Raw genomic sequence first — 20,918 nt, 5'->3', positions numbered from 1 at the left:
GGCCTGGATCAGCCGGCCCGCCCGCGCTTCGACAGGCTCAGCACGAGCGGCCCCTAGAGTGCTCTCTTAGTGCCTGATCTGTATGGCTTTCAGCCGCTCGACCACGGCCTCTGCCAGTTCGTCGGAACTGAACTTCGGCAGGAAGCGGTCGGCCCCCACCCGCTCCACCATGGCATGGTTGAAGATGCCCGACAGCGAGCTGTGCATCAGCACGTACAGGCCCTTCATGCGCGGGTCGCGACGGATTTCCGTCGTCAGGCGGTAGCCATCCATCGCCGGCATTTCGACGTCGGAGATCACCATCAGCAGCTGCTCGTCCAGCGGACCCCGGTCCGCCATGCCCTGCAGCTGGCGCAGGGCGTCCTTGCCGTCGGTGGCCGTCACGCATTCGATGCCGAGCTGCGCCAGCACCTTCTCGATCTGCGTGCGCGCCACCTTGGAGTCGTCCACCACCAGCACCCGGCGCCCGCGGGCATCCAGCTCCATCGCCTGGGCCTGCATGGCATCCGACATGCCCGGCCGATCGCCGGTCACCGCCGCCAGCACCTTCTCCACGTCGATGATCTCCACCAGCTCCTCGCCGTAGCGGGTGATGGCGGTCAGGAAGCTCTCCGTGCCGGTTTCCGGCGGCGGCTGCACCGTGGCCACGTCCACGTGGATGATGCGGTCCACCGCCTGCACCAGGAAGCCCTGCACCGAGCGGCTGTACTCCGCCACGATCACGTGCGCCGCCGAGGTCTCGGTCACCGCCGGCCCGCCGATGGCCCGGTGCAGGTCGATCACCGGCACCACGCGCCCGCGGATGTCCGCCACGCCCGCCACCAGCGGATGCGAGGACGGCATCGACGACAGCCGTGGCCGCCGGATGACCTCCTGCACCTTGAATACATTGATCCCGAAGACCTGCCGCGGCCCGAGACGAAACAGCAGCAGCGCCAGGCGGTTGTGCCCGGCCAGCTGGGTACTGCGGTCGATGCTTTCGAGTAGGCCGGTCGCCATGTGCGTCTCCGTATGCGGCCTGTATCGGCGGGTGCCGGCATTTCTTTAGCGCTTCGCGAGGCCGAGGCTGGAACAAGCCTTGCCTCCACTCCACCAAGTCCCGGAGCCCGCATGAAACTCCCCAGCCTCCTGATCCTCCTGCTCGCCAGCCTGTCGGCCCAGGCCGCCGACGCCGTGCAGCCGCTGGCCGCCCTGCGCGACACCGCCGTCGCCACCGTGCTCGCCCAGGCCGCCCCCAGCGCCCGTGCCGAGGCCCTGGCACTGGACGACCGCCTGCGCCTGCCCGCCTGCGCCGAAGCCCTGCGCAGCGCACCCGAACCGATCCGCGGCGGCCAGGTGCGCGTCGCCGTCAGCTGCGGCGCACCCGCCGCCTGGACCGTCTATGTCGGCGTCCGTCTCACCGACATCCGCCCCGTGCTCACCCTGGCCCGCGGCGCGCAGCGCGGCGAGGCCATCGGCACCGGCCTGCTGCTGGCGCAGGAGCGCGATATCGCCAGCCTTCCTTATGGTTACTTCAGCGACCCGGCGCAGTTGGCCGGCCGCCAGTTGCGCCGCCCCGCCACCGCCGGCAGCGTCCTCACCCCCGACATGGTGGAAGCGCAGAAGCTCGTGCGCCGCGGTGATATGGTCACCGTCGTCGGCCGTGCCGGCGCCATGGAAGTGCGCAGCCAGGGCAAGGCCCTGCGCGACGGCGCCGAGGGCGACCGCATCCCCGTGGAGAACAGCAGCTCGCGACGGGTGGTGGAAGGACAGGTGACCATCGGCGGTGTGGTCGAGGTCCGCCTGTAACGGCCCGCCCCATGCTTGCCGCCCGGGAAAGCCATGTGAATCAGTCACCCACGGCGCACCGACGGCTTTCCGTCGGCCGCTTTGCAGAAGTCCTCAAGTTTTCCTGGCAGGCGCCGTTAACAGGGTCAGTACCCTTGCCCCAGGCAGTCCGCCATGAGCTCGAAGATCGACAACACCTACGGTCCCCAGGGACCCGCCGCCGCCGCCCGTGCCCGCCAGGCGCAGGCCGCCCAGCCCAATGCCTCCACCGGCAAGCCGGCCGCGGCCGTGCTGCCAACCGAGTCGGTGAAGCTGACTGGCGAGGCCCAGATGCTGGCGCAGGCCGGCAAGGCCGCCTCGCAGGCACCGGACGTGGACCTCAAGAAAGTCAGCGAGCTGCGCGACAAGGTTCGCGACGGCAGCTACCAGGTGAATGCGGAACGCATCGCCTCGAAACTCACGCGGTTTGAATGGGAGCTCGCCACCCGATGAGCCACAACCCCTGGGCCCCGCAGCCCCTCCCGATGACGGAGAACCTGCGCCAGCAGCTCGAGCACACGCGACAGCTGCTGCAGACGCTGGATTCGGAAAAGCAGGCCCTGCTGGCCGACGACGCCGACGTGCTCGAACGCGTCACCGCCGCCAAGTCCGGCAGCGCCGATATCCTGCGCCGCCTCGGCGAACCCCTGCTGCGCCTGCGCGCCACCGAGGGTCCGCTCAAGGACTACTTTGCCCGCCTGCCCGAGGCCGCGCGCCTGCTGGCCGACTGGGAGGAGCTGCAGACGCTGGCCCAGCGCTGCCAGCGCGCCAACCAGGAAAACGCCATGGTGCTCGAAGTGCGACACCGCCAGGTGCGCCAGACCCTGGCCAACCTGCGCGGCGACGTACCCCAGCAGACCTACGGACGCAGCGGCTACGGTGCCGTCGCGCTCGGCGGCCAGCGTCTCGGCAGCGCCTGACGGAGTCTGCACACCGATGAGCGCCCTCGCCAGTCATGTGCAGGCCCCGGCGGAGCGCGACCGCACCGCCGTCATCGAGGACCGCCGCCAGATCGCCGCCCTGCTCGGCCGCGTGCTGCATGCGCGCAGTCTGCTGTCGCTGAGCCTCGGCGAAGGCGAGCAGTGCAGCAGCCTGCTGCTGGAGGTCTCGCCCCTGCGCGGCTGCCTGCTGGTCGATGCCCCGTTTCCCGACATTCCCTTGTCGCCCGGCACCGCGCTGCTGATCAGCGGCCAGCTCGACGGCGGCCGCTTCGTCTTCCGCACCAGTGTGGAAGCCCCGACGCTCGCCAGCAGCGGCGACCTGTTGCAGCTGCGCTTCCCCGAGCGCCTGCAATACCGCGAACGCCGCGGCGCCTTCCGCATCGCCCTGCCCGCCAACGTCGCCCTGCCCGCCTCGCAGTTCACGCATGACGGCATGGTCTTCCGCGGCATGCTCGCCGACCTCTCCCGCGGCGGCGCCGCCACCGTCGTCACCGGCGGACGTGGCGCGCCGGGCGAAGAACTGCAGTGCGTCCTGCGCCTGCCCGGCACCAGCCTGCAGACCCGCGCCGAAGTCCGCAGCCGCCACGAACGCAACGGCCAGCTGCGCCTGGGCCTGCGCCTGGTGGACCTCACGCCCGCGCAGGACGCGATGCTGTCGACGGAGATCGCGGCATTGCAGCGGATGGTGTTGCGGGACAGAAGGCCGCACTGAGCCATCCAAAACCCTCCGGGGCTGCCCTGGCGCGAACCTGACAGCCGGATCAGATTGACAGCCGGCATCCACAGCCTCCCAGAATAGGCAGGAAGTCCTCTATCGATCGGAGCGGGCGTGTTCTTTTCATTGGCCTTGGGATTCACGCTGGTGGCCCTCGCTTTCTGGTCAACGGCCGAGGGCTACTCCTCCCCAGCCGGGCTCCTCAAGCTGCCGCTCCTGGTCGCGAGCATCACGCTGTCCGGCCTGTGGTGGTGTCGCAGGCGTCCGGGCGAAACCATCACTGCTGCTTCGGTCATCGGCGCCCTGCTGGTGATGGTGCTTCTACTGGTCGGATTCGCGCTGATCCCCTCGCTGACTGGTAGGGCACGCGTGCCGCCACCTCTTGCGGCCTTCTTCATCGGAGTCATCCTGCTGCTCGGACTGGCCGTGCTCGGCCTCAAGCACTACCGGGCATCCTTCGACCTGGCAGCGTCCGCCATGGTGCGCGAGGGAAATCTTCCCCGGGAGTTACGCCATTCCAACCGTGGATTTTTCATTGGAGTGGGACTGGTCCTACTCATGCTGGCGGGACTGCGCCTGATGGAGAGGGACGCAGCGGACCGCGAGACAGGTAGGCTCACCATGTTCTACCAGCTGGCAGAATCGCTCATCGGTCCGAGCGGGCCGGCCGTGCTGCTGGCAGCTTTGGCGGTCACGCTAATTCTCTATGGTTGGCTGGTGAGACAATGAGTGCCGGAACATCCCTCAACTCCGGCGACGCCTCCGGGCACCACTCATCCCGGACGACGCGGGGCATGCCCAGCCGCGCCAGCCTGCCTCAATCCACGATCTCGATATCCAGGCTGCGCAGCAGGTTCACCGCGTCCGGCAGGCTGAAGCGGGCGCCATTGATCTTGTTGGTGCGCACGTCGATCACGTAATTCGTCGCATCGCTGAAGTCCGCCTTGACCAGCTTGCTCTGGTGGAACGTGGCCCCCGAGAAGTCCGTCTGCAGGAAGCTGGCATGCCCACAGTCCGCCTCGGTGAAATCGACGTCGTGCGCCTGGCAGGCCTCCATCTTCAGCTCCTGCAGGAACAGCCCGAAGAAGGAGGACGAGTTGAGCAGGCACTCCTCGAAGCGGAGCTGGCCGCTCAAGGCCACGCTGGGCCAGCGCGCCGCCGTCCAGTCGATTCCCACCAGCTTGCAGGACGAGAACGACACCTCGCGCAGCGAACTGCCGCGCAGCTTCGCCAGGCTGAGATTGCAACCCTCGAAGCGGCAGTTGTCGAAACGACACTGGGACAGCGTCGCGTCCGTGAAGCTGCACTTGACGAATCTGCACTCGTAGAAGCTGATGCCCTGCAGATCGGCTCCGCTCCAGTCGATCTTCTCGAACACCGCTCCGGAGTATTCGGACGCTTCCAGCGTGGTCTTGCTCATTCCCGCCTCGGCAACCTTGCCCGGTTTCATGCACGAAGCGTCGCATTCACCGGGAGGATCGGGATCGCCCCAATGCGGTAGGCGGGACCCTGCGGAATCGTCGCGGTCTATCGCCCCTGGAAGACCGCGTTGCGCCGCTCCATGAACGAGCGCACGCCTTCTTTCGCATCCTCGCTGCCCATCACGCGCGTCATGTCATCGAACAGGCGGCTGGCCGCCACCGCCTCGCCCTCCGCCTGCGCCAGGCGCGAGGACTTCAGGATCGCAGCGACCCCCAGCGGCGCCGCCGCGGCAATGCCGTCGGCAATGGCCCGCGCCGCAGGGTACTGCTCGCCGGGCGCCACCACCTGCTGCACCAGTCCCGTCCGGTGCGCCTCCGCTGCGCTCCAGGGCTCGCCCGTGAGCAGGTAGCGCTGGGCATTGGACCAACCCATCTGCTGCGGCAGGCGCAGCGTCGCACCGCCACACGGATAGATGCCGCGCTTGACCTCCAGCATCGCGAATTTCGTGTCCTCGGCAGCCACGCGCACATCGGTGGTCAGCATCATCTCCACCACCCAGGTGTAGGCATAACCCTGCACCGCCATCACCAGCGGCTTGCGGCAGCGCGGGCCGGACAAGGCAAAGATGTCGATGCCGCCCTCGGGGATCGGGAAGCCCTTGCCGCCCGCAAACAGCGGCGCCCACTTGTCCAGCTCGATCCCGGCGCTGAAATGCTTGCCCTCGGCATGGATCAGCCCCACCCGGAGCTCGTCGCGGCGGTCGAGTTCACCCAGCGCCAGGCACAGGTCGTCATACATCTGCGGCGAGAGTGCATTGAGCTTCTCCGGCCGGTCGACCTTGATCTCCAGCACATGTCCACCGACAGAGGTCCTGATGTGCGACATCGCAGTTTCCTTGAGTTGAGGGCCGTGGGTGAGTGCCAAGTCTGCCGACGTTACAACAGAATTCCGCGGCCGGCCTCCTCCTGCCCCGTCTAGGGCTTGCCGCGCGTGCGCCCGGTCTTCTGCTGCAACTGGCGCGGACTCACGCCGAAGCGCTTCTTCACCGCCGTCGTCAGGCTGGAGGAATGCTCGTAGCCAACCTCCAGCGCCACCTCGGTGATGGAGATGTCTCCCCCGCGGAGCAGTTGCAGCGCCTTCTGCAGGCGCAGCTCCCGCGCATACTCGTGGATCGTCTGGCCATACTCGGTCTGGAAGCCGGCACAGAGCTTGTTGCGGTTCAGGCCCACCCGGCGTGCCAGCGTGGTGAGCCCGGGCGGCGCGGCAAAGCTGCCGTCGATGAGCTGCTTCGCCAGGGCCAGTTGCTCCCGGTCGTGCGCTGTCAGCCGCGGCGCATCGGCGGACGACTCCTCCGCCTCTGGCTCCTGCATGGCCGCGATCAGCAGGCACAGCGCCTCGCGCACCTTGGATTCCAGGTACTGGTCCAGCAGCGGGCCCGAGAAGCTGCATTCGAGGATATCGGTAGCGATGCTGACCAGTGACGGCGTCAGCGCGATGCTGATGAACTGCACCTCCCGGGCCTGGCCATTCTCCAGGGTCCGCAACAGCTCCGGCAAGGTCGCCAGGTCGAAGCCCCAGGTATCGGTCAGCATGCCGCGCGGCATGATGATGTTGACCTGGCGGAACGGCTGCGGCGGCAGGCTAGCCCCGCAGAACTCGGCTCCCTTGGGCTGAACGATCACCATGGCCGAAGGCGCGCCGATATCCACCGCCGCGCCGGACGCGAGCCGCATCTGCATGTCGCCGCTGAGGCCCAGGCGGATGCGCAGGTAGTCGCGTTCGGCGGTGGCGACGGCCTCGTGCGACGTCCGCAGGGTGAAGACACTGCGGAAGACCTTCAGCCCTCCCGAGGGCAGGGCCAGGTCCATGTAGCCGCTGGTCCCCTTGCCCTGCATCTCGAAGCGGATGCCGAAGCCGGTGCGCCGCACCTGCTGCTCGGTGAGCTGCTGCAGCTCCTCGGGGCTGGGGCGCACCAGGGCCGTTAGTGCCTGCCTCAGCAGCAGGGTGGGCGGAACCTCGGGGCTCTTCCTGTGGCTACTCATTGCCCAAGCCTAGCCGGATTCTCCCGGCGGGGGAATCCGAAAGGGACCGGCGCCAAAATTTGCGTGACGCCAGAAAAAGTCTTTGCGGCAACGATGTCCTAGTGTGCGGCAATGGACATGAAAACCGATGGGCCCGCGACGCAGCTGGCACGCCTGGCCCAGGACTACTGGCAGTTCCGCCTCGACGAGGAACCGCTGCTCGGCATCGACCACGGCCACGAGCCATCGCGCCGGCGGATTTTCCGCGAATCAGCTGAAGACCATGCACGGCGCGACCACGCCCATGCCGGCTTCCTGTCTCGCCTCGCCGCCATCGACCTGCCGGCCCTGTCCGGGCAGGACGCCCTGAGCGCCGCCCTGCTGCAGCGCGAGTTGGGCGAAGCACGCGAACGCTACCGGCTGGAAGAGTACCTGCGGCCGTCCATGTTCCCCTTCGGGCCAGACGCCTACGTGGGCCTGTCCATCAACAAGACCGTACTGCAGAACGCCGCCGACGCCGAGGACTATCTCGCCCGCCTGGGCACCATCCCGCAGTACCTGTCCGACCTCGCGGCACGGCTCGGCGCGGGCCTGGAGCGCGGGCATCGCCTGCCCGGCATCCTGCTGCCGCGCGTGCTCTCCAACCTCGAGAGCTACCTTGCCGGCCCGGTGGACGACTCCATCTGGTACAAGCCCCTGCGCCGGGCAGGCACGGCGCTGGCACCGGCGCTGCACGAACGCGCCCGGGCGCTGATCGCCGACACCCTGAAGCCGGCCTACCAGGCCCATGCCGATACCCTGCGCCGCCTCTATGCGGACGGCTGCCGAGACAGCCTGAGCTGCACCGACGCACCCCAGGGCCTGGCCTATTACCGCTTCATCGCCGCCCACTACACCACCGTGGACACGCCGCCCGAGGACATCCACCGCCAGGGCCTGGCCGAGGTCGAGCGCATCGCCGCCGCGATCGAGGCCGCCGCGGCTGAGGCCGGTTACCCTGGTGACGTCGCCGGGTTCCGCCAGCGCCTGGCCAGCGATCCCGCCTTCCTGGCCAGCTCCGGCGAGGCGCTGCTGGAGCACGTCGAGGTGCTCGCCAAGCGCATCGACCGCCGCATCCCGGAGTTCTTCTCCTGGATTCCGCGCATGACCTACGGCATCGAAAGCATCCCGCCGGCCCTGTCGCAGAACGCGCCGCCGGCCTATGCCCAGCCCAATCCCGCGGACGGCTCCAGCGCCGGCATCTTTTGGGTCAGCAGCCTGCCGGACCGCTGCCCCACCTACATGCATGTGCCGCTGGTGCTGCATGAAGCCTGGCCGGGGCACCTGATGCACCTGGCCGTGCTGCAGGAGATGCAGGACCTGCCGGACTTCCGCCGCCATGGCGCGATGGGCTACATGGCCTACCTGGAAGGCTGGGCACTGTACTGCGAGCGCCTGGGTGAAGACATGGGATTCTACAGCGATCCCTACAGCCGCTTCGGTCGCCTGGAGATGGAGATGTGGCGCGCGCTGCGACTGGTGGTCGACACCGGCATCCACCTGCATGGCTGGAGCCGGCAGCGAGCCATCGACCTGATGCGACGCCACATGAGCCAGTCCGACGACACCATCGAAGCCGAGGTTGATCGCTATATCGGCATGCCGGGCCAGGCGCTGTCCTACAAGATGGGCGAGCTGAAGATCCTGGAATTGCGCCGCCGGGCCGAGACCACGCTCGGCAGCGGTTTCCGCCTGAAGGACTTCCATCATCGGCTGATGACCGCGGGCCCCGTGACCCTGCCGGTGCTCGAACAGCACATGCAGGCATGGATCGAGGAGTGCGCACGATGAAATGCAGTGCAAGGCAGGCCACGCTGTCGGGATTGATGCTGGCCGGGCTGGTCGCCGCCGGAAACGCCCCGGCGCAGGAACCGGCCGACGATGCGCTGGCCGGGCTGGACGAGCTGCTGGTGCAAGACACCGGACCGACGCCCGACACTCCGGCAGCCGGTGATCAGGCCCCGCCGCCGCAGGCCGAGGCCCCTGCCGATCCCGATCCCGCGGCGGACATCCTGCCGACGATCCCGGTGGCCAACCAGCAGGACGCGCCGCCGGCCCCGCTGAAGGAACCCGGCTACCGGCCGTCCGCCATCGAGGAGATCGTGGTCACCGCCAACAAGCGCACGGAGAACCTCTCCTCGGTGGCCGGCGCCGTCAGCGCCATCGGCCAGGAGCAGCTCGAAGGCGCCGGTGCCAGCGGCTTCGGCGAGTATCTCTCGCTGTCGCCGGGCGTGAACTTCAACAGCGGCGTGCCCGGCTACTCCGTCATTACCATCCGCGGCGTGTCCTCCGACACCGTGCCGTCCCTGGCGCAAACCGCGGTCGGCGTGTACTACGACGACATCCCGCTGACCGATCCTGCCGCGCCCATGGTGGTGCCGGACGTGGATGCCTTCGACGCACAGCGCGTGGAAGTATTGCGCGGCCCGCAGGGCGCGCTGTATGGCTCATCCTCGCTGGGCGGAGCCATCAACTACATCCCGCGGGCGCCCGATGCCTCGGGCTGGGGTTTCGCCGCGCAGGGCGTGGGCAGCCTGGCCACCAACAGCTCCCTCGGCGGCAGCGGCAAGCTGATGGTCAACATGCCGATCGCGGAGGACGCGCTGGCGCTGCGCCTGGTGGGGCACTACACGCGCACGCCCGGATACATCGACAACGTCGGCACCGGCCAGGAGCAATCCAACAACTCCGTGACACAGGGTGGGCGCACCATCCTCGGCTGGAACCCGACCGACAACTCGCGCCTGCGCCTGAGCGCGCTCTACCAGCAGACCAGGACGGACGACAGCGGCTATGTCGACGAGCGTCTCGGCGACCTGAAGAAGAACACCATCGTCCCGGAACCCAGCAGCAACGAGTTCAGCCTGGCCACGCTGCGCTACGAGCTCGATGCCGATTACGGCAGCTGGGCCTTCATCGCCGGCGTGCAGGACAAGTCGAGCAGCCTGTCCTATGACGGCGCCAGCAGCCTGGGCATCGGCGCGCTGGGCCTCGACTTCCCGCTGACCCAGAGCGGCGGCGTGAAGGGCTACAGCGCCGAGCTGCGCTTCGTCTCGCCGCCGGGAGAAGCCTTCGAGTACCTCGCCGGCGTGTCGTATGCCGATCGCGACGAAGAGTTCGACGTGAACCTGGATGCCAATGTCCTGGAGGACACGACGGGCGTCATCAACGCACTGCTCGAGGGCCTCGGCATCACCCCGCCAGGCCCGCTCGCCGGCCTGACGACCCTGTTCCGCCAGAACGCCAAGATCAATGCGCCCGAGAAGGCCGCCTTCGTCGACCTGACCTGGCGATTCGCGCAGGACTTCAAGCTCACCGCGGGCGGGCGCTACTACGACAATCTCGTCGACAGCACCATCAATGGCCGCGGCCTGCTGCTGCTGCCGGGCGGCAGCCCGGAGTTCAAGGAATCCCGCAGCAGTTCCGCCAAGGGCTTCAATCCCAAGGTATCGCTGGCCTGGCAGGCGACCGACGACGTGCTGTTCTACGGCCTCTACTCCCGCGGCTACCGCCTCGGTGGCCCCAACCTGGTGCCCAGCACGCCGCTCACGCCAACCAAGCGCAGCTACAACCCGGACGAGGTGCAGAACTACGAGATCGGCGCCAAGACCGCCTGGTTCGAGCGCCGCATGACCCTGGACATCGCCGTGTTCCAGATCGACTGGCACGACATCCCGCTGATCTCTACGGATCGCAGCGGCGTCTTCAAGTTCCTCGACAATGCCGGCGATGCCCGCATCCAGGGCGTGGAGCTGTCGCTGGTCGCACGTCCCTTCGACTTCCTGACCGCACAGAGCTCGGTGACCTGGCTGGATGCGCAACTGCTGAATGACTACGACCCCAACAACGGCCGCCCTCCCGCGAAGAAGGGCGACCGCCTGCCCGGCTCCCCGGAATGGTCGCTCAGCAACACGCTGACCGCCGCCTGGGTATTTCCGGCCTGGCAGCCCTCGATCACTTTCATCCATCGCTACGAAGGCGAGTCCGCCAGCAACCTGTCGTACCAGGACGTGACCAAGGGTAACTACAACCTGTTCGACCTGCGTGCCGGGTTCAAGCGCGGCAACTTCAACTTCACCGCCTTCGGCAAGAACCTCACCGACGAGCGCGGCGTCACCGCATCGAACAACTACGCCCGCGTGACCGGCGACGTGCTCTCCCTCAAGTTCATCACGCCCCCGCGCTGCTTCGGCGTGGAGATGGGCTACAGCTTCCAACCTTGATCCGACCCCACATGAGCGAAACCACCCTTCCGCCGCCGCTGGCGGCCGACATCCCGGTCCGCGAGGGAGTCGTCGATGTCCCCGGCGCGCAGCTGGCGTATCGCCTGTCCGGCCGTCCCAGCGGGCTGCCGCTGTTGGTGTTCGAAAACGGCTGGGGCTCATCCTGGCATTGCTGGGCCTGGGTCGAGCGCCTGCTGGCTCCGCAAACTCAACTGCTGTTCTACGACCGCGCCGGCATCGGTGGCAGCCGCAAGACCGCCCCGCACACGGCCGCGGACATCAGCATCCATCTGGCCGCCCTGCTCGATGCCCTGGAGCAGCGCCGGCCGGTGCTGCTGATCGGCCACTCGTATGGTGGGCTGATGGGCGTGCTGCACGCCGCCCAGCAGCCGCAGCGCTTGCGCGCATTGCTGCAGCTCGACCCGACCCCGGAGGCGGACGATCCCTGGGTGGATCAGCAACTTTCCTGGACGCAGCACATCGCGCGCCTCGCGAGGCTGTGCGCACGGCTGGGCATTCCCGATCCGATCTTCTGCCCCGCCGCACGCACGCTGCCGCAGCCCGAGGCAAGCCTGGTGGTGCAGCGCGCCTTCAGCTCCGTGTCTTCGCTGAGCGCCGGGATGGACGAATTCGGGTTGCTTCCGGCGATCCGATCCGCCATCGCGCGCGGCACGGCCGCCGTGCCGCGTCTGACCATCAGCGCCGACGCCGCCACCGAGATCAAGGGCGTCACGCGCCTGCTCATCTCGCCCTCCAGGGCACGGCAGATGGTCGAGCGCATGCATGCCCTGCACCGCGCACCGCTGCAGGGTCCGCAGGCGCGCTGGCAGACGACACCGCATGCACACGGTGCGATGATCTTCACCCCTGCCGGTGCCACCGACGTGGCGCAGCAGATCATGAACTACGCAAAGTCGCTGAACGCCTGAAGGACGCACACATGAAACTCACCGATGCAAAGACCGCCCCCCTAGGCCCGCGCGGCAAGAAGGCCGCCGCTGTCGAAGTGCTGCTGGTCAGCGGCGAACTCAAGCCCCTGCACACCGGGCTGAAGCTGCCGAAACTGCCGGAAAGCTTCCGCGGCATTCCCGGCGACCGGGCCGACCTGTTCACCGGCTCCGGCCGGATCGTCGCCGTCGGCTGCGGCAAGCCCAGCGACTTCGACAGCGAAGCGCGCTTCTGGGAAGCTGCGGGCGCCGCCGCGCTGGACGCCCTGCGCGCCCTGCGCATCGACACCGCCGCGCTGATCGCGCCACCGCTGGCCAAGGATGCCCAGGCGGCGATGAACGCCTTCGCGCTCGGCGCAACGCTGGCCTCGTACCGCTGCACCGCGTTCCGCACCTCGCCGCCCAAGGGCCACTTCGAGGTCAAGGCGCTGCAGTTGCCGACCGCACTGTGGAAGGGCACCGCCCGTTCGCGCCAGCTCGGCGAGGCCGTCAACTGGTCCCGCGCGCTGGTGGAGGCACCGGCCAACCTGCTCACGCCCCAGGGCTTCGCCGCTGCGGCCAAGGAGCTGACGGATTATGGCCTGCGCGTGCAGGTGCTGGACCAGAAGGCCTTGGAGAAAATCGGCGCCGGCGGCCTGCTCGCCGTCGGGCGCAGCAGCGAGCATCCGCCCTGCATGCTGATCGTCGAGTGGAACGGCCGGCGCGGCCAGGGCACCGACCTCGGCCTGGTCGGCAAGGGCCTGACCTTCGATGGCGGCGGCCTCAACCTGAAGCCCTATCCCGGCATCTCCAAGATGAAGTTCGACATGGCCGGCGCCGCCGCCGTGGTCGGCGCCCTGCGGGCACTGGCACAGCGCAAGGCACCGCTCAACATCGCTGCAGCGATCCCGCTGTGCGAGAACGTCATCGACGGCACCTCGTTCCGTCCGGGCGACGTCATCACCTCGCTGTCGGGCCTGACCATCGAGGTCGACAACACCGACGCCGAAGGGCGCATCGTGCTGGCCGACGCCATCAGCTACCTGATCGGCAAGTACCAGCCGCAGCGCCTGGTTGACCTGGCCACCCTCACCGGCTCGATCATGGCCACGCTGCACGAGGAATACGCCGGCCTGTTCAGCGCCGACGACGCGCTGGCCGGAGAACTGGGCGCCGCCGGCACCGACAGCGGCGAACGCCTGTGGCGCATGCCCTTGAGCAAGCACTACGACTACACCGTGGAGTCCGAGATCGCCGACGTGCGCAACCTCGGCGCCCCCGGCATGTTCGGTTCCTCCGGCGGCTCCGCCATCGCCGCCGCCAAGTTCCTGGAGAAGTTCGCCAAGGGCAGCCGCTGGGCCCACGTGGACATCGCCGGAACCGCCTGGGTGACCCGCCCGGTCGTGGGCATCCCCAAGGGTCCCACCGGCTTCGGTGTGCGCCTGATCGACGCCCTCGCGGAGCGCCTCGCCGGCTGATACGCGGCGGGTTCCAGGGCACGTTCATCCCCCGGAACCCGCCGTCCATCGCCGCCATGTAAACCTTGTGTAAAGATTCCGGGGTGCCCCGTCGGGATTTCCTAGAGTTCGTCCATGCCCGACGAACGTCTTCACCGACTCGCGCAGCTTCCGCACCGACATCCGCTCGGACTTCGACGGCAGCTACACGCAGACCGGCACGCCTCTGACGGTGACCATGACGCTGCAGAACGTCAACGGCAGCTGCGCGGTACTCGCGGGCTATTACATCTACGTGTGGCACTGCAATCGAAGCAGCAGCTACAGCCAGTACAGCGGCAGCATGAACGGCGGCAACTTCGCCGACCGCACCTGGCTGCGCGGCGTGGGACGCACCGACGCCAACGGCCAGGCTATGCCGCTCCATCGGGGCCTGCGACCCGGTACCAGTAGTCGTAGGCGCAGCGGAAACCCATCTGCTCGTACAGCCGGATCGCATTCGTGTTGGACGCCGTCACCTGCAGGTAGGCCGACCCGGCGCCCGCATCGCGCCCCCAGGCCAAGAGTTTGCCGCAGAGCCGCGTCGCCCATCCCTGCCGGCGCTGCGCCGCCAGCGTCGCCAGGTCGAACAGACCCAGCAGGCCGTCGTGCACCACGCCCAGGCCACAGCAGACCGGGTCATCGCCCCGGTACTCCACCGCCCGTGCAGACTCGCCCTGGATCGCCCGCAGCATGCGCAGGTGCATGTCCTGGCCCGCGTCCGTGTTGCCGCTGACGCGCAGGAAGGCCGACAGCCAGTCATCCGGCTCCAGGCCACGCAGCGGCGCCTGCGCCGGCACCGCTTCCAGTACGGGCAGCACCATCACCCAGGAAGGGTCCACCCGGCGGTAGCCGCGCCGCTCCAGCATGGCATCCACCTGCCCGGGCGCCGACACCGAGCTGAGCCGGAAGATGGGCGTCAGCCCGCGGCCCCGGTAACGCTGCTCGATGTCGGCGATCCGCCCGGCATCGAGCTCGCAGGATTCCAGGCCACTGTTAGCCGAATTGGCCCGCTTGGTGTAGCCGCCGGCGTAGCGCAGGCGCCAGCCGTGCACCCTCTCCTCCGCCTCCAGCGACGGCCAGGCGGCAAAGGCGGCGGCTTCCAGTCTCTCGTAGGTCTGCGGATTCATGCGTCCTGCGTCACTCTCGACATGATCCGGGCATCCACGAAGTGGCCGTTACGGAACGCATAGTGGCGCAGCGTGCCCTCGGCGCGGAAGCCGAATTTCTCATACAAGCCGATGGCCGCGTGGTTGTCGCCATACACCAGCAATTCCAGGCGACGCACGGCCAGCCACTTCTCGGCCATGTCCACCGCCGCCGCCAGCAAGGCGCTGCCCACGCCCTCGCGACGGGCGCTGCCCTTCACGCCCATGCCGAAATGGGCGGCATGCCGGCGGCGCGGCCCAGACTCCAGGGACAGGCCGAGTTGCCCCAGCACCTCGGGCCCGCGGCAAGCCACCAGGCTGTAGCTGCCCTCGGGCAAGGTACCCAGGCGCGCGGCCCAGGTCGCCGCCGAAGGAAACGGCAACTGCAGCATGTCGGCATACACCGAGGGTTCGGCATACAACTGTCGTATCTGCTCGATATCGGCCTCGCCGCTGTGGCGGATCTCGATCTTGCCCATGCCCTGTCCCTCTCGTGTGAAGCCACCACGCGGGGCAATAAAAAACCCGCCGTGGTGGCGGGTTTTGTCTGCACGCAGACAACGCTATCCGCAACCCGTCTTCCCGGTAAGGGCGCGAAGTCGGCGGACCACGATGTGCGTCGTTCTGTTCATGGAACCAGCTTAGCATCGCCGGCAGCGAGGCCGCTAGCGCAGCACCGCCACCCGGGCACCCCGGACGCGCTCCAGCGTCCGTTCCAGCGCCTCCACTTCCAGCGGCTTGTTCAGGTAGCCGCTGGCATGGCCCTTGAACGCCGCGTGCACGTCGCGGTCGTCGTCGGACGAGGTCAGCATGATCACCGGCAGGCTCGCCAGCGCGCGGTCGGCGCGGATCGCCGCCAGCACTTCGGCGCCCTTCATGCCCGGCATGTTGATATCCAGCAGCACCAGGGCCGGCAGCGCGCGGGCGGCCGCGGCGGCCTGCAGGCGCTCCAGGGCCTCCTCGCCGGACTCGCAGTGCAGCAGCGGGTTCTGCACGCCCGCCTGCTGCAGCGTGCGCTTCACCGCGAAGAAATCGTCCGGGTTGTCGTCCACCAGCAGGAAGCTATGGGCAGGCATCGGGTTCTTACTCATGGAGGTTCCTCTCCGGTAGCGTAAAGTGGAAAGCAGTGCCCTCTCCGGGCGTGGATTCGATCCAGACGCGGCCGCCATGCAATTGCACGATCTTCTGGACGATGGCCAGGCCCACGCCGGTGCCGCCGCCGTAAGCGTCGCGCTTGTGCAGGCGCTCGAACAGGCTGAACACGCGGGCATGGTGCTCTGGCCGGATGCCGATGCCGTTGTCGCGCACGTAGAACACGCGCTCCATCTCGATCACCTCACAGCCGATCTCGATCCAGCGCTGCGAGCGATCGTTGTACTTGACGGCATTGGTGATGAGATTGCGGAACAACTCGCCCACACGGATGCGATCGCAGTAGGCACGCGGCAGTGGCCGCGGGACGCGAACGTCCACCGCCTTTTCCTTCAGGCTGAAGTCCAGCGACTCCAGGATATCGTGCAGCACCGCGTTCAGGTCGGTGTCCTCGCGCACCATGCCGCCGCGGCTCATGCGCGAGACATGCAGCAGGTCCGCGATCAGCGATTCCATGCGCCGCGCCTGGTCGCGGATCTTCTGGATCATCAGGCGCCCTTCGTCGTCCAGGCGCTCGGCATAGTCCTGCTGCAGGTACTGCGCAAAGCTGGCAATGCCGCGCAGCGGCTCCTTGAGATCGTGCGAGGCGGTGTAGGTGAAGTCATCCAGCTCGCGGTGCGAGCGTTCCAGGTCCTCGCGCGCCTGGGCCAGGCGGGTGGCGTCCCAGTTGGCCCCGGCCACGCGCAGCGCCTTGCCCTGCGCGTCGCGCAGGATCGTGGCGCGGCACTGGATCACCCGGATCTTGCCGTCGGGCAGGCGCAGCCGCACCTCGTCGAAGAACGACAGCGAGTCACCCTCCAATGCCTCGCGGATGCGGCCGGAGAAGGGCTCGCGGTCCTCCGGGTGCACCAGCCGCAGCACCTGCTCGAACGTCAGCGCCTGCGGCTGCTCGCCGGGCGCCAGGAAGCCGCTGATGGCATCGTCGTACTCCAGGCGGTCTTCCAGGCAGTGCCACACCCAGACCGCGATGCGCGCCGAGCTGGTGGCCACGCGGTAGCGCTCCTCCATCCGCGCCAGCCGCTCCTGCTGGCGGCGCTGGTCGGTCAGGTCCCAGACCATGCCGGCGATGCTCACCGCCTGGCCCAGCGGGCCGCGCTCGGCCTTGCCGCGCGAGCTGACGTAGCGCACCTCGCCGTTGGGCCGCCGCACCCGGTACTCGTCCTCGTAGTCGCTGCCGCCGAACTTCACGAAGCGCGTGTAGCGCTCCACCACGCGCGGGCGGTCGTCCTCGTGCATGCAGGCGATGTAGTCCTCCATGCGGTCGGAGAACTGCTCCGAGTCCAGGCCCAGCACCAGCTGGATGTGCCCGTCCACCTTCAGTTCCACCAGCGGGTCGCTGGTGGACCAGGCCCCCAGGCCCGGCGAGTCCAGCGCCAGCTGCAGGCGCTCCTGCGTGGCGCGCGCCAGCTTGAGCGCCCGGTCACGGCCGGAGAAGATCTGCAGGCCGTGCAGCACGATGATCGTCACCATCAGCGCCTGCCACATGTCCGCCGGGTAGAGCCCCCCGGGGGTGTAGTGCGCCCGCAGCAGCAGCATCAGCGACCCCGCCACCGCGCCCGCCGCCAGGGCCTCCACGTAGTGCCGGTACTGGTTGCGCAGGCCCAGGTCCGCATAGGCCAGGTAGAACACCAGCAGCGTCGGCATGCCCGGCAGCGGGTCGTGCGGCACGCCCACCACCATCGCGCAGAGATCCACGCCGATGATGGCGCGCTGCAGCCCCGGGGTCAGGCGCTCCCCGCGGGCCAGCACCATGATCACGCAGACCGCCGCGATATAGCCGCCCATGGCCAGCGCGATGCCGAAGCGGTCCAGGAAGCCGGACGCCAGGCCCAGCAGGCTCACGTAGGAGAACAGCAGGCCGGCAAAGACCGCGCGGTAGAGGAACTGGGAATAGTAGGCAAGCTGGCGCAGGGGCGGCTGCGAACGCACATGGCGCTCGCCGCGCGGGCGAACCTCCAGCCCAGCCGCCACCGACATCCCGCGCTCTCCTCCGTCACCGGTCGAAGCGCCGGCGTGGAGGCCATCTTACGCAAAATCCGCCAGAAATCAGCGGTCTTGCGTCACGACTTCAGTTGGGAGCGGTTTCCAGGCTGTAGGCCAGGAAGCGGTTGCCGCGCGGCGTCAGGCTCACCGCCCCGGCCTCCAGCGAGATCAGGCGCAGGCTGCCCAGGGCCATCACCTCGTCCAGCTGCAGGGCGTCCAGCGACAGGGTGCCGGCATGGGAAATCCTCTCCAGCAGTTCGATCTGGGGGGGGCCAAGGCGGATGGAGCGGGTTTCCATGACGCGAACCTCCTGTGTTTCACAGCAAGCACCGCCGGCAGGGCAGCGGCCCCGGGAGGCTACTCCGGCCCGATGACGAATGCATGACCCAGCTCACCTGCCGCGGCAGGAAGCGGCGGCAGGCCATGGGAAGCCAAGGGGATTTCCTGCCCCCCGGCAGCCGCCTCAGCCGTCCCGCTCCGCCGCCTTGCCCTCGTTGTCCGCGATCACCGGCCGGCGGCAGGCCCCGAACAGGTCTTCCTGCACCTCGTAGGCCTTGGTCTTCACCGAGAACAGGCCCAGCAGCGTCGAGAACACCGCATCGTGCGAGCGCGGCTGCGCCGCCGACTTGCCGATGCAGCCCAGGTCCACGCCCAGAGCCTGCGGCGCCCCGCGCGAGAACCAGGCCACCATCGGCACCTGCTTCTGCTCCGGCGGCGCCAGCTGCCACGGCAGGCCGTGCAGGTAGACCCCCTTCTCGCCCAGGCTCTCGCCGTGGTCTGAGACATAGATCATCACCGAGTCCATCTGCCCCTGCTGCGCCGCCAGGCGCCCCACCAGGTCCGACAGCACCTGGTCGGTGTAGACGATCGTATTGTCGTAGGCATTGACGATCTGCTCACGCGTGCAGCGCTGCACGTTGGCGTCGCGGCAGTCCGGCGTGAAAGCACGCGCCGACTCCGGGTAGCGCTTGTAGTAGGCCGGGCCATGGCTGCCCTTGGTATGCAGCACCAGCAGCTTGGCGCCCGCCGCCGGGTAGAACTGCTGCAGGTCACGCAGCAGGATGCCGTCATGGCACTCCCCGTCCTCGCAGAGCACCGGGTCCACCGCCGCATCCAGCGACTCCATGCCCACGCGGGTGCAGACGTTCTGGCAGCCGGAATCGTTGTCGCGCCAGCCGATCTTCACACCCACGCGCTTGAGCAGGTCCAGCAGGTTCTCCTGCTTCTCCTCGCGCCCGCGGCTGAAAGTCCCGCGGTCGTCGATGGAGAACATGCAGGGCACCGACTCCGCCGTATACGTCCCGCAGGCCGTCACGTTGGAGAAATTCACCAGCCCCGGGATCTTGGCCAGCCGCGGCGTCGTCTCGCGCCCGTAGCCGTTGAGCTGGAAGTTGGCCGCACGCGTCGTCTCGCCCACCACCAGCACCACCAGCAACGGCCGCGGCGACACCGCCAGGCTGCGCACCGCGTCGGTGGCGATGGGCTGCGGCGGCAGCCGCGGCCCCTTGGGCAGGATATCCTGCACGTAACGCTTCACCGAGTGCAGCGGGAACGTGGGGTTCACGTACACCCGCACATCGCGGTGGATACGCCCCCAGATCATCAGCTCATGCTGCTGCGGCAGGAACACCGCCAGCAGCATCACCACCAGCGCGCCCGCCAGCATCAGCCGCCGCAGCAGCTCCGGCCCCGCCTTGTCCCAGCGCAGCGGCCAGCGCCACACCAGCCAGGCCGGCACCAGACCCTGCAGGAACACATGCGCGAACAGCGCCAGCTGCAGCAGGTCGCCCGCCTCATGCCGGTCCGTGCGCGCCACGTTCACCAGCATGGCGCGGTCGATCACCGTGCCGAAGCGGTCCATGAAATAGCTGCACACCGCCGCCGTCACCAGGAACACCACCAGCGCCGGCTTCAGCGTGCGCCGCCAGGCCAGCAGCGACAGCGCCAGGCCCAGCAGCACCACCAGCGCCACCGCCACGCTGCCCATGATGCGCCACTCCTGCCACCCCGCCGGCGAGGGCAGCGACGCCGCCACGGCACGGAAGAAGGACAGGTTCTGGGTCAGCGCCAGGTAGGCCACCACCAGCATCAGCAGGGTATTGGGCCCCACCTCCGGCAGCGCCAGGGACAGCCCGCGGGGCCAGACACGGGCCAGCAGCCCCCCACGAGGCGCCGCAGCGGTCTCTGCCCGGGCACGGGACGTGGTCTTGGGCAACGAGGACATGCAGGCACCTGTAAGAAAGGGAGCCTGCACCTTAGTCGCCGCCATGTAACCGGCATGTCAACGCCGGGGGCAGTAACCGCCTGGCAGCGTTGCTGTAGTGGATTTTGTCTATCCGGACGCTATTCGCCAGGCGATCAGCCCAGGCCGGGAGATTTCAAGGACCAGCCGCCCGGATGCAAACGGAAAGCCCCGGGCAAAAAAGAAACCCCGCCGGAGAGGCGGGGTTTCGGAGCATCTTGATCAAATGCTGCAGGGCCTGGCACAACACCATCCGCCTCTTGCACGAACCTTCAGGGCACGCCGAATTTTTCTGGAAAGGCCAAGAACGTCAGGGCGTACACGATGCAGATTGCTGGCTCATTGTTGTCCATAGCCTCGATTATAGTCTCTTGTAAATTAGGTGCTCAAACGCCTCTGGTCAATATTCGCTCGGCGCCTCCGGAGAAGAGCCTGGGCGTCCACTTTCAAGCAGCTTAGAGCCAAAGCTTCAGAATTGTGGAATTTTTGTGCAGAGCCTTGGAGTAACCCGTATATCCGCTATGCTGCCGAGGACGAATATTAAAGGAATAGATTCATGCAGCCTCAGCTTTGTACCTACAAGATCCTTGGCTCAATAGCCTTGCTCTTTCTGTTACTCGCCCCCAGCCTGGCACGGGCTGAGACCTGGAACCTGAATGGGCGCTACGAAAGCAGCGTACAGGGCGACGTTACCCCAAAATTGAGTAGCACCGTGGTTTAGAGTCCGACCCAAGACCCCAGGAGGTCGGACGTGAAGAAGCGGTATTCGGAAGAGCAGATCATCGGATTTCTGAAGGAAGCGGA

At 67.9% G+C, this 20,918-nt stretch carries 19 protein-coding genes; 9 read left to right on the top strand and 10 right to left on the bottom strand.

Features of this window, described 5'->3' with window-relative positions:
- Positions 1-66: 66 nt before the first annotated feature.
- Complete coding sequence (locus QT386_RS16935) at positions 67-999, bottom strand: chemotaxis protein CheV (protein WP_289274923.1); 933 nt, start codon at positions 997-999, stop codon at positions 67-69.
- Positions 1,000-1,110: 111 nt separating this feature from the next.
- Between QT386_RS16935 and flgA the strand changes: the two genes are divergently transcribed.
- The 5 genes from flgA to QT386_RS16910 all read left to right on the top strand — a co-directional run bounded on the left by flgA (position 1,111) and on the right by QT386_RS16910 (position 4,191).
- A complete protein-coding gene (gene flgA, locus QT386_RS16930) occupies positions 1,111-1,788 on the top strand; it encodes a flagellar basal body P-ring formation chaperone FlgA (protein ID WP_289274922.1) in 678 nt (225 codons plus the stop codon).
- A 153-nt stretch (positions 1,789-1,941) separates the two neighbouring features.
- A complete protein-coding gene (gene flgM / locus QT386_RS16925; protein ID WP_289274921.1) occupies positions 1,942-2,259 on the top strand; it encodes a flagellar biosynthesis anti-sigma factor FlgM in 318 nt (105 codons plus the stop codon).
- Positions 2,256-2,726, top strand: a complete 471-nt coding sequence (locus tag QT386_RS16920; protein ID WP_289274920.1) for a flagella synthesis protein FlgN — start codon at positions 2,256-2,258, stop codon at positions 2,724-2,726. The genes flgM and QT386_RS16920 overlap by 4 nt, the downstream gene beginning before the upstream one ends.
- A gap of 16 nt (positions 2,727-2,742) precedes the next feature.
- Positions 2,743-3,459 (top strand): flagellar brake protein, encoded by a 717-nt coding sequence (locus QT386_RS16915; RefSeq protein ID WP_289274919.1) that lies wholly within the window; start codon positions 2,743-2,745, stop codon positions 3,457-3,459.
- Positions 3,460-3,576: 117 nt separating this feature from the next.
- On the top strand, positions 3,577-4,191 hold the full coding sequence (locus QT386_RS16910) for a hypothetical protein (RefSeq protein WP_289274918.1): 615 nt from the start codon (positions 3,577-3,579) through the stop codon (positions 4,189-4,191).
- Positions 4,192-4,279: 88 nt separating this feature from the next.
- Here the strand turns inward: QT386_RS16910 and QT386_RS16905 are convergent, their stop codons facing one another.
- From QT386_RS16905 to QT386_RS16895, 3 genes are all read right to left on the bottom strand, one after another.
- The gene (locus tag QT386_RS16905; protein WP_289274917.1) at positions 4,280-4,882 is read right to left on the bottom strand and encodes a pentapeptide repeat-containing protein; all 603 of its coding nucleotides are present in this window, start codon (positions 4,880-4,882) and stop codon (positions 4,280-4,282) included.
- Positions 4,883-4,989: 107 nt separating this feature from the next.
- A complete protein-coding gene (locus tag QT386_RS16900; protein ID WP_289274916.1) occupies positions 4,990-5,769 on the bottom strand; it encodes a crotonase/enoyl-CoA hydratase family protein in 780 nt (259 codons plus the stop codon).
- A gap of 89 nt (positions 5,770-5,858) precedes the next feature.
- A complete protein-coding gene (locus QT386_RS16895) occupies positions 5,859-6,926 on the bottom strand; it encodes an AraC family transcriptional regulator (protein ID WP_289274915.1) in 1,068 nt (355 codons plus the stop codon).
- Between the two features lie 117 nt (positions 6,927-7,043).
- Here QT386_RS16895 and QT386_RS16890 point away from each other — a divergent pair, with 117 nt between their 5' ends.
- From QT386_RS16890 to QT386_RS16875, 4 genes are read left to right on the top strand one after another with little or no spacing between them, the layout of a single operon-like run.
- On the top strand, positions 7,044-8,735 hold the full coding sequence (locus QT386_RS16890) for a DUF885 family protein (protein WP_289274914.1): 1,692 nt from the start codon (positions 7,044-7,046) through the stop codon (positions 8,733-8,735).
- A complete protein-coding gene (locus QT386_RS16885) occupies positions 8,732-11,167 on the top strand; it encodes a TonB-dependent receptor (protein ID WP_289274913.1) in 2,436 nt (811 codons plus the stop codon). Before QT386_RS16890 ends, QT386_RS16885 begins: the two co-directional genes overlap by 4 nt.
- Before the next feature lie 11 nt (positions 11,168-11,178).
- Positions 11,179-12,096: an alpha/beta fold hydrolase gene (locus QT386_RS16880; RefSeq protein ID WP_289274912.1), complete on the top strand. Its 918-nt coding sequence runs from the start codon at positions 11,179-11,181 to the stop codon at positions 12,094-12,096.
- Between the two features lie 11 nt (positions 12,097-12,107).
- The gene (locus tag QT386_RS16875; protein ID WP_289274911.1) at positions 12,108-13,571 is read left to right on the top strand and encodes a M17 family metallopeptidase; all 1,464 of its coding nucleotides are present in this window, start codon (positions 12,108-12,110) and stop codon (positions 13,569-13,571) included.
- A gap of 392 nt (positions 13,572-13,963) precedes the next feature.
- Here QT386_RS16875 and QT386_RS16870 read toward each other — a convergent pair whose 3' ends face one another.
- From QT386_RS16870 to QT386_RS16845, 6 genes are all read right to left on the bottom strand, one after another.
- Positions 13,964-14,719, bottom strand: a complete 756-nt coding sequence (locus tag QT386_RS16870; RefSeq protein ID WP_289274910.1) for a GNAT family N-acetyltransferase — start codon at positions 14,717-14,719, stop codon at positions 13,964-13,966.
- Complete coding sequence (locus QT386_RS16865) at positions 14,716-15,216, bottom strand: GNAT family N-acetyltransferase (RefSeq protein ID WP_289274909.1); 501 nt, start codon at positions 15,214-15,216, stop codon at positions 14,716-14,718. The genes QT386_RS16870 and QT386_RS16865 overlap by 4 nt, the downstream gene beginning before the upstream one ends.
- A 186-nt stretch (positions 15,217-15,402) precedes the next feature.
- Entirely contained in the window at positions 15,403-15,828 is a 426-nt protein-coding gene (locus QT386_RS16860) for a response regulator (protein ID WP_289274908.1), read from the bottom strand.
- Positions 15,821-17,866, bottom strand: a complete 2,046-nt coding sequence (locus tag QT386_RS16855; protein ID WP_289274907.1) for a PAS domain-containing protein — start codon at positions 17,864-17,866, stop codon at positions 15,821-15,823. The genes QT386_RS16860 and QT386_RS16855 overlap by 8 nt, the downstream gene beginning before the upstream one ends.
- A gap of 91 nt (positions 17,867-17,957) precedes the next feature.
- Positions 17,958-18,170 carry a hypothetical protein gene (locus QT386_RS16850; protein WP_289274906.1) on the bottom strand — a complete coding sequence of 71 codons (213 nt, stop codon included), beginning with the start codon at positions 18,168-18,170 and terminating at the stop codon, positions 17,958-17,960.
- A gap of 165 nt (positions 18,171-18,335) precedes the next feature.
- Positions 18,336-20,096, bottom strand: a complete 1,761-nt coding sequence (locus QT386_RS16845; protein ID WP_289274905.1) for a phosphoethanolamine transferase — start codon at positions 20,094-20,096, stop codon at positions 18,336-18,338.
- Positions 20,097-20,918 lie beyond the last annotated feature (822 nt).

It is taken from the genome of Solimonas sp. SE-A11 (assembly GCF_030345715.1).
Lineage (GTDB): Bacteria > Pseudomonadota > Gammaproteobacteria > Nevskiales > Nevskiaceae > Solimonas_A.
This window is presented reverse-complemented; position numbering and strand designations above follow the sequence as displayed.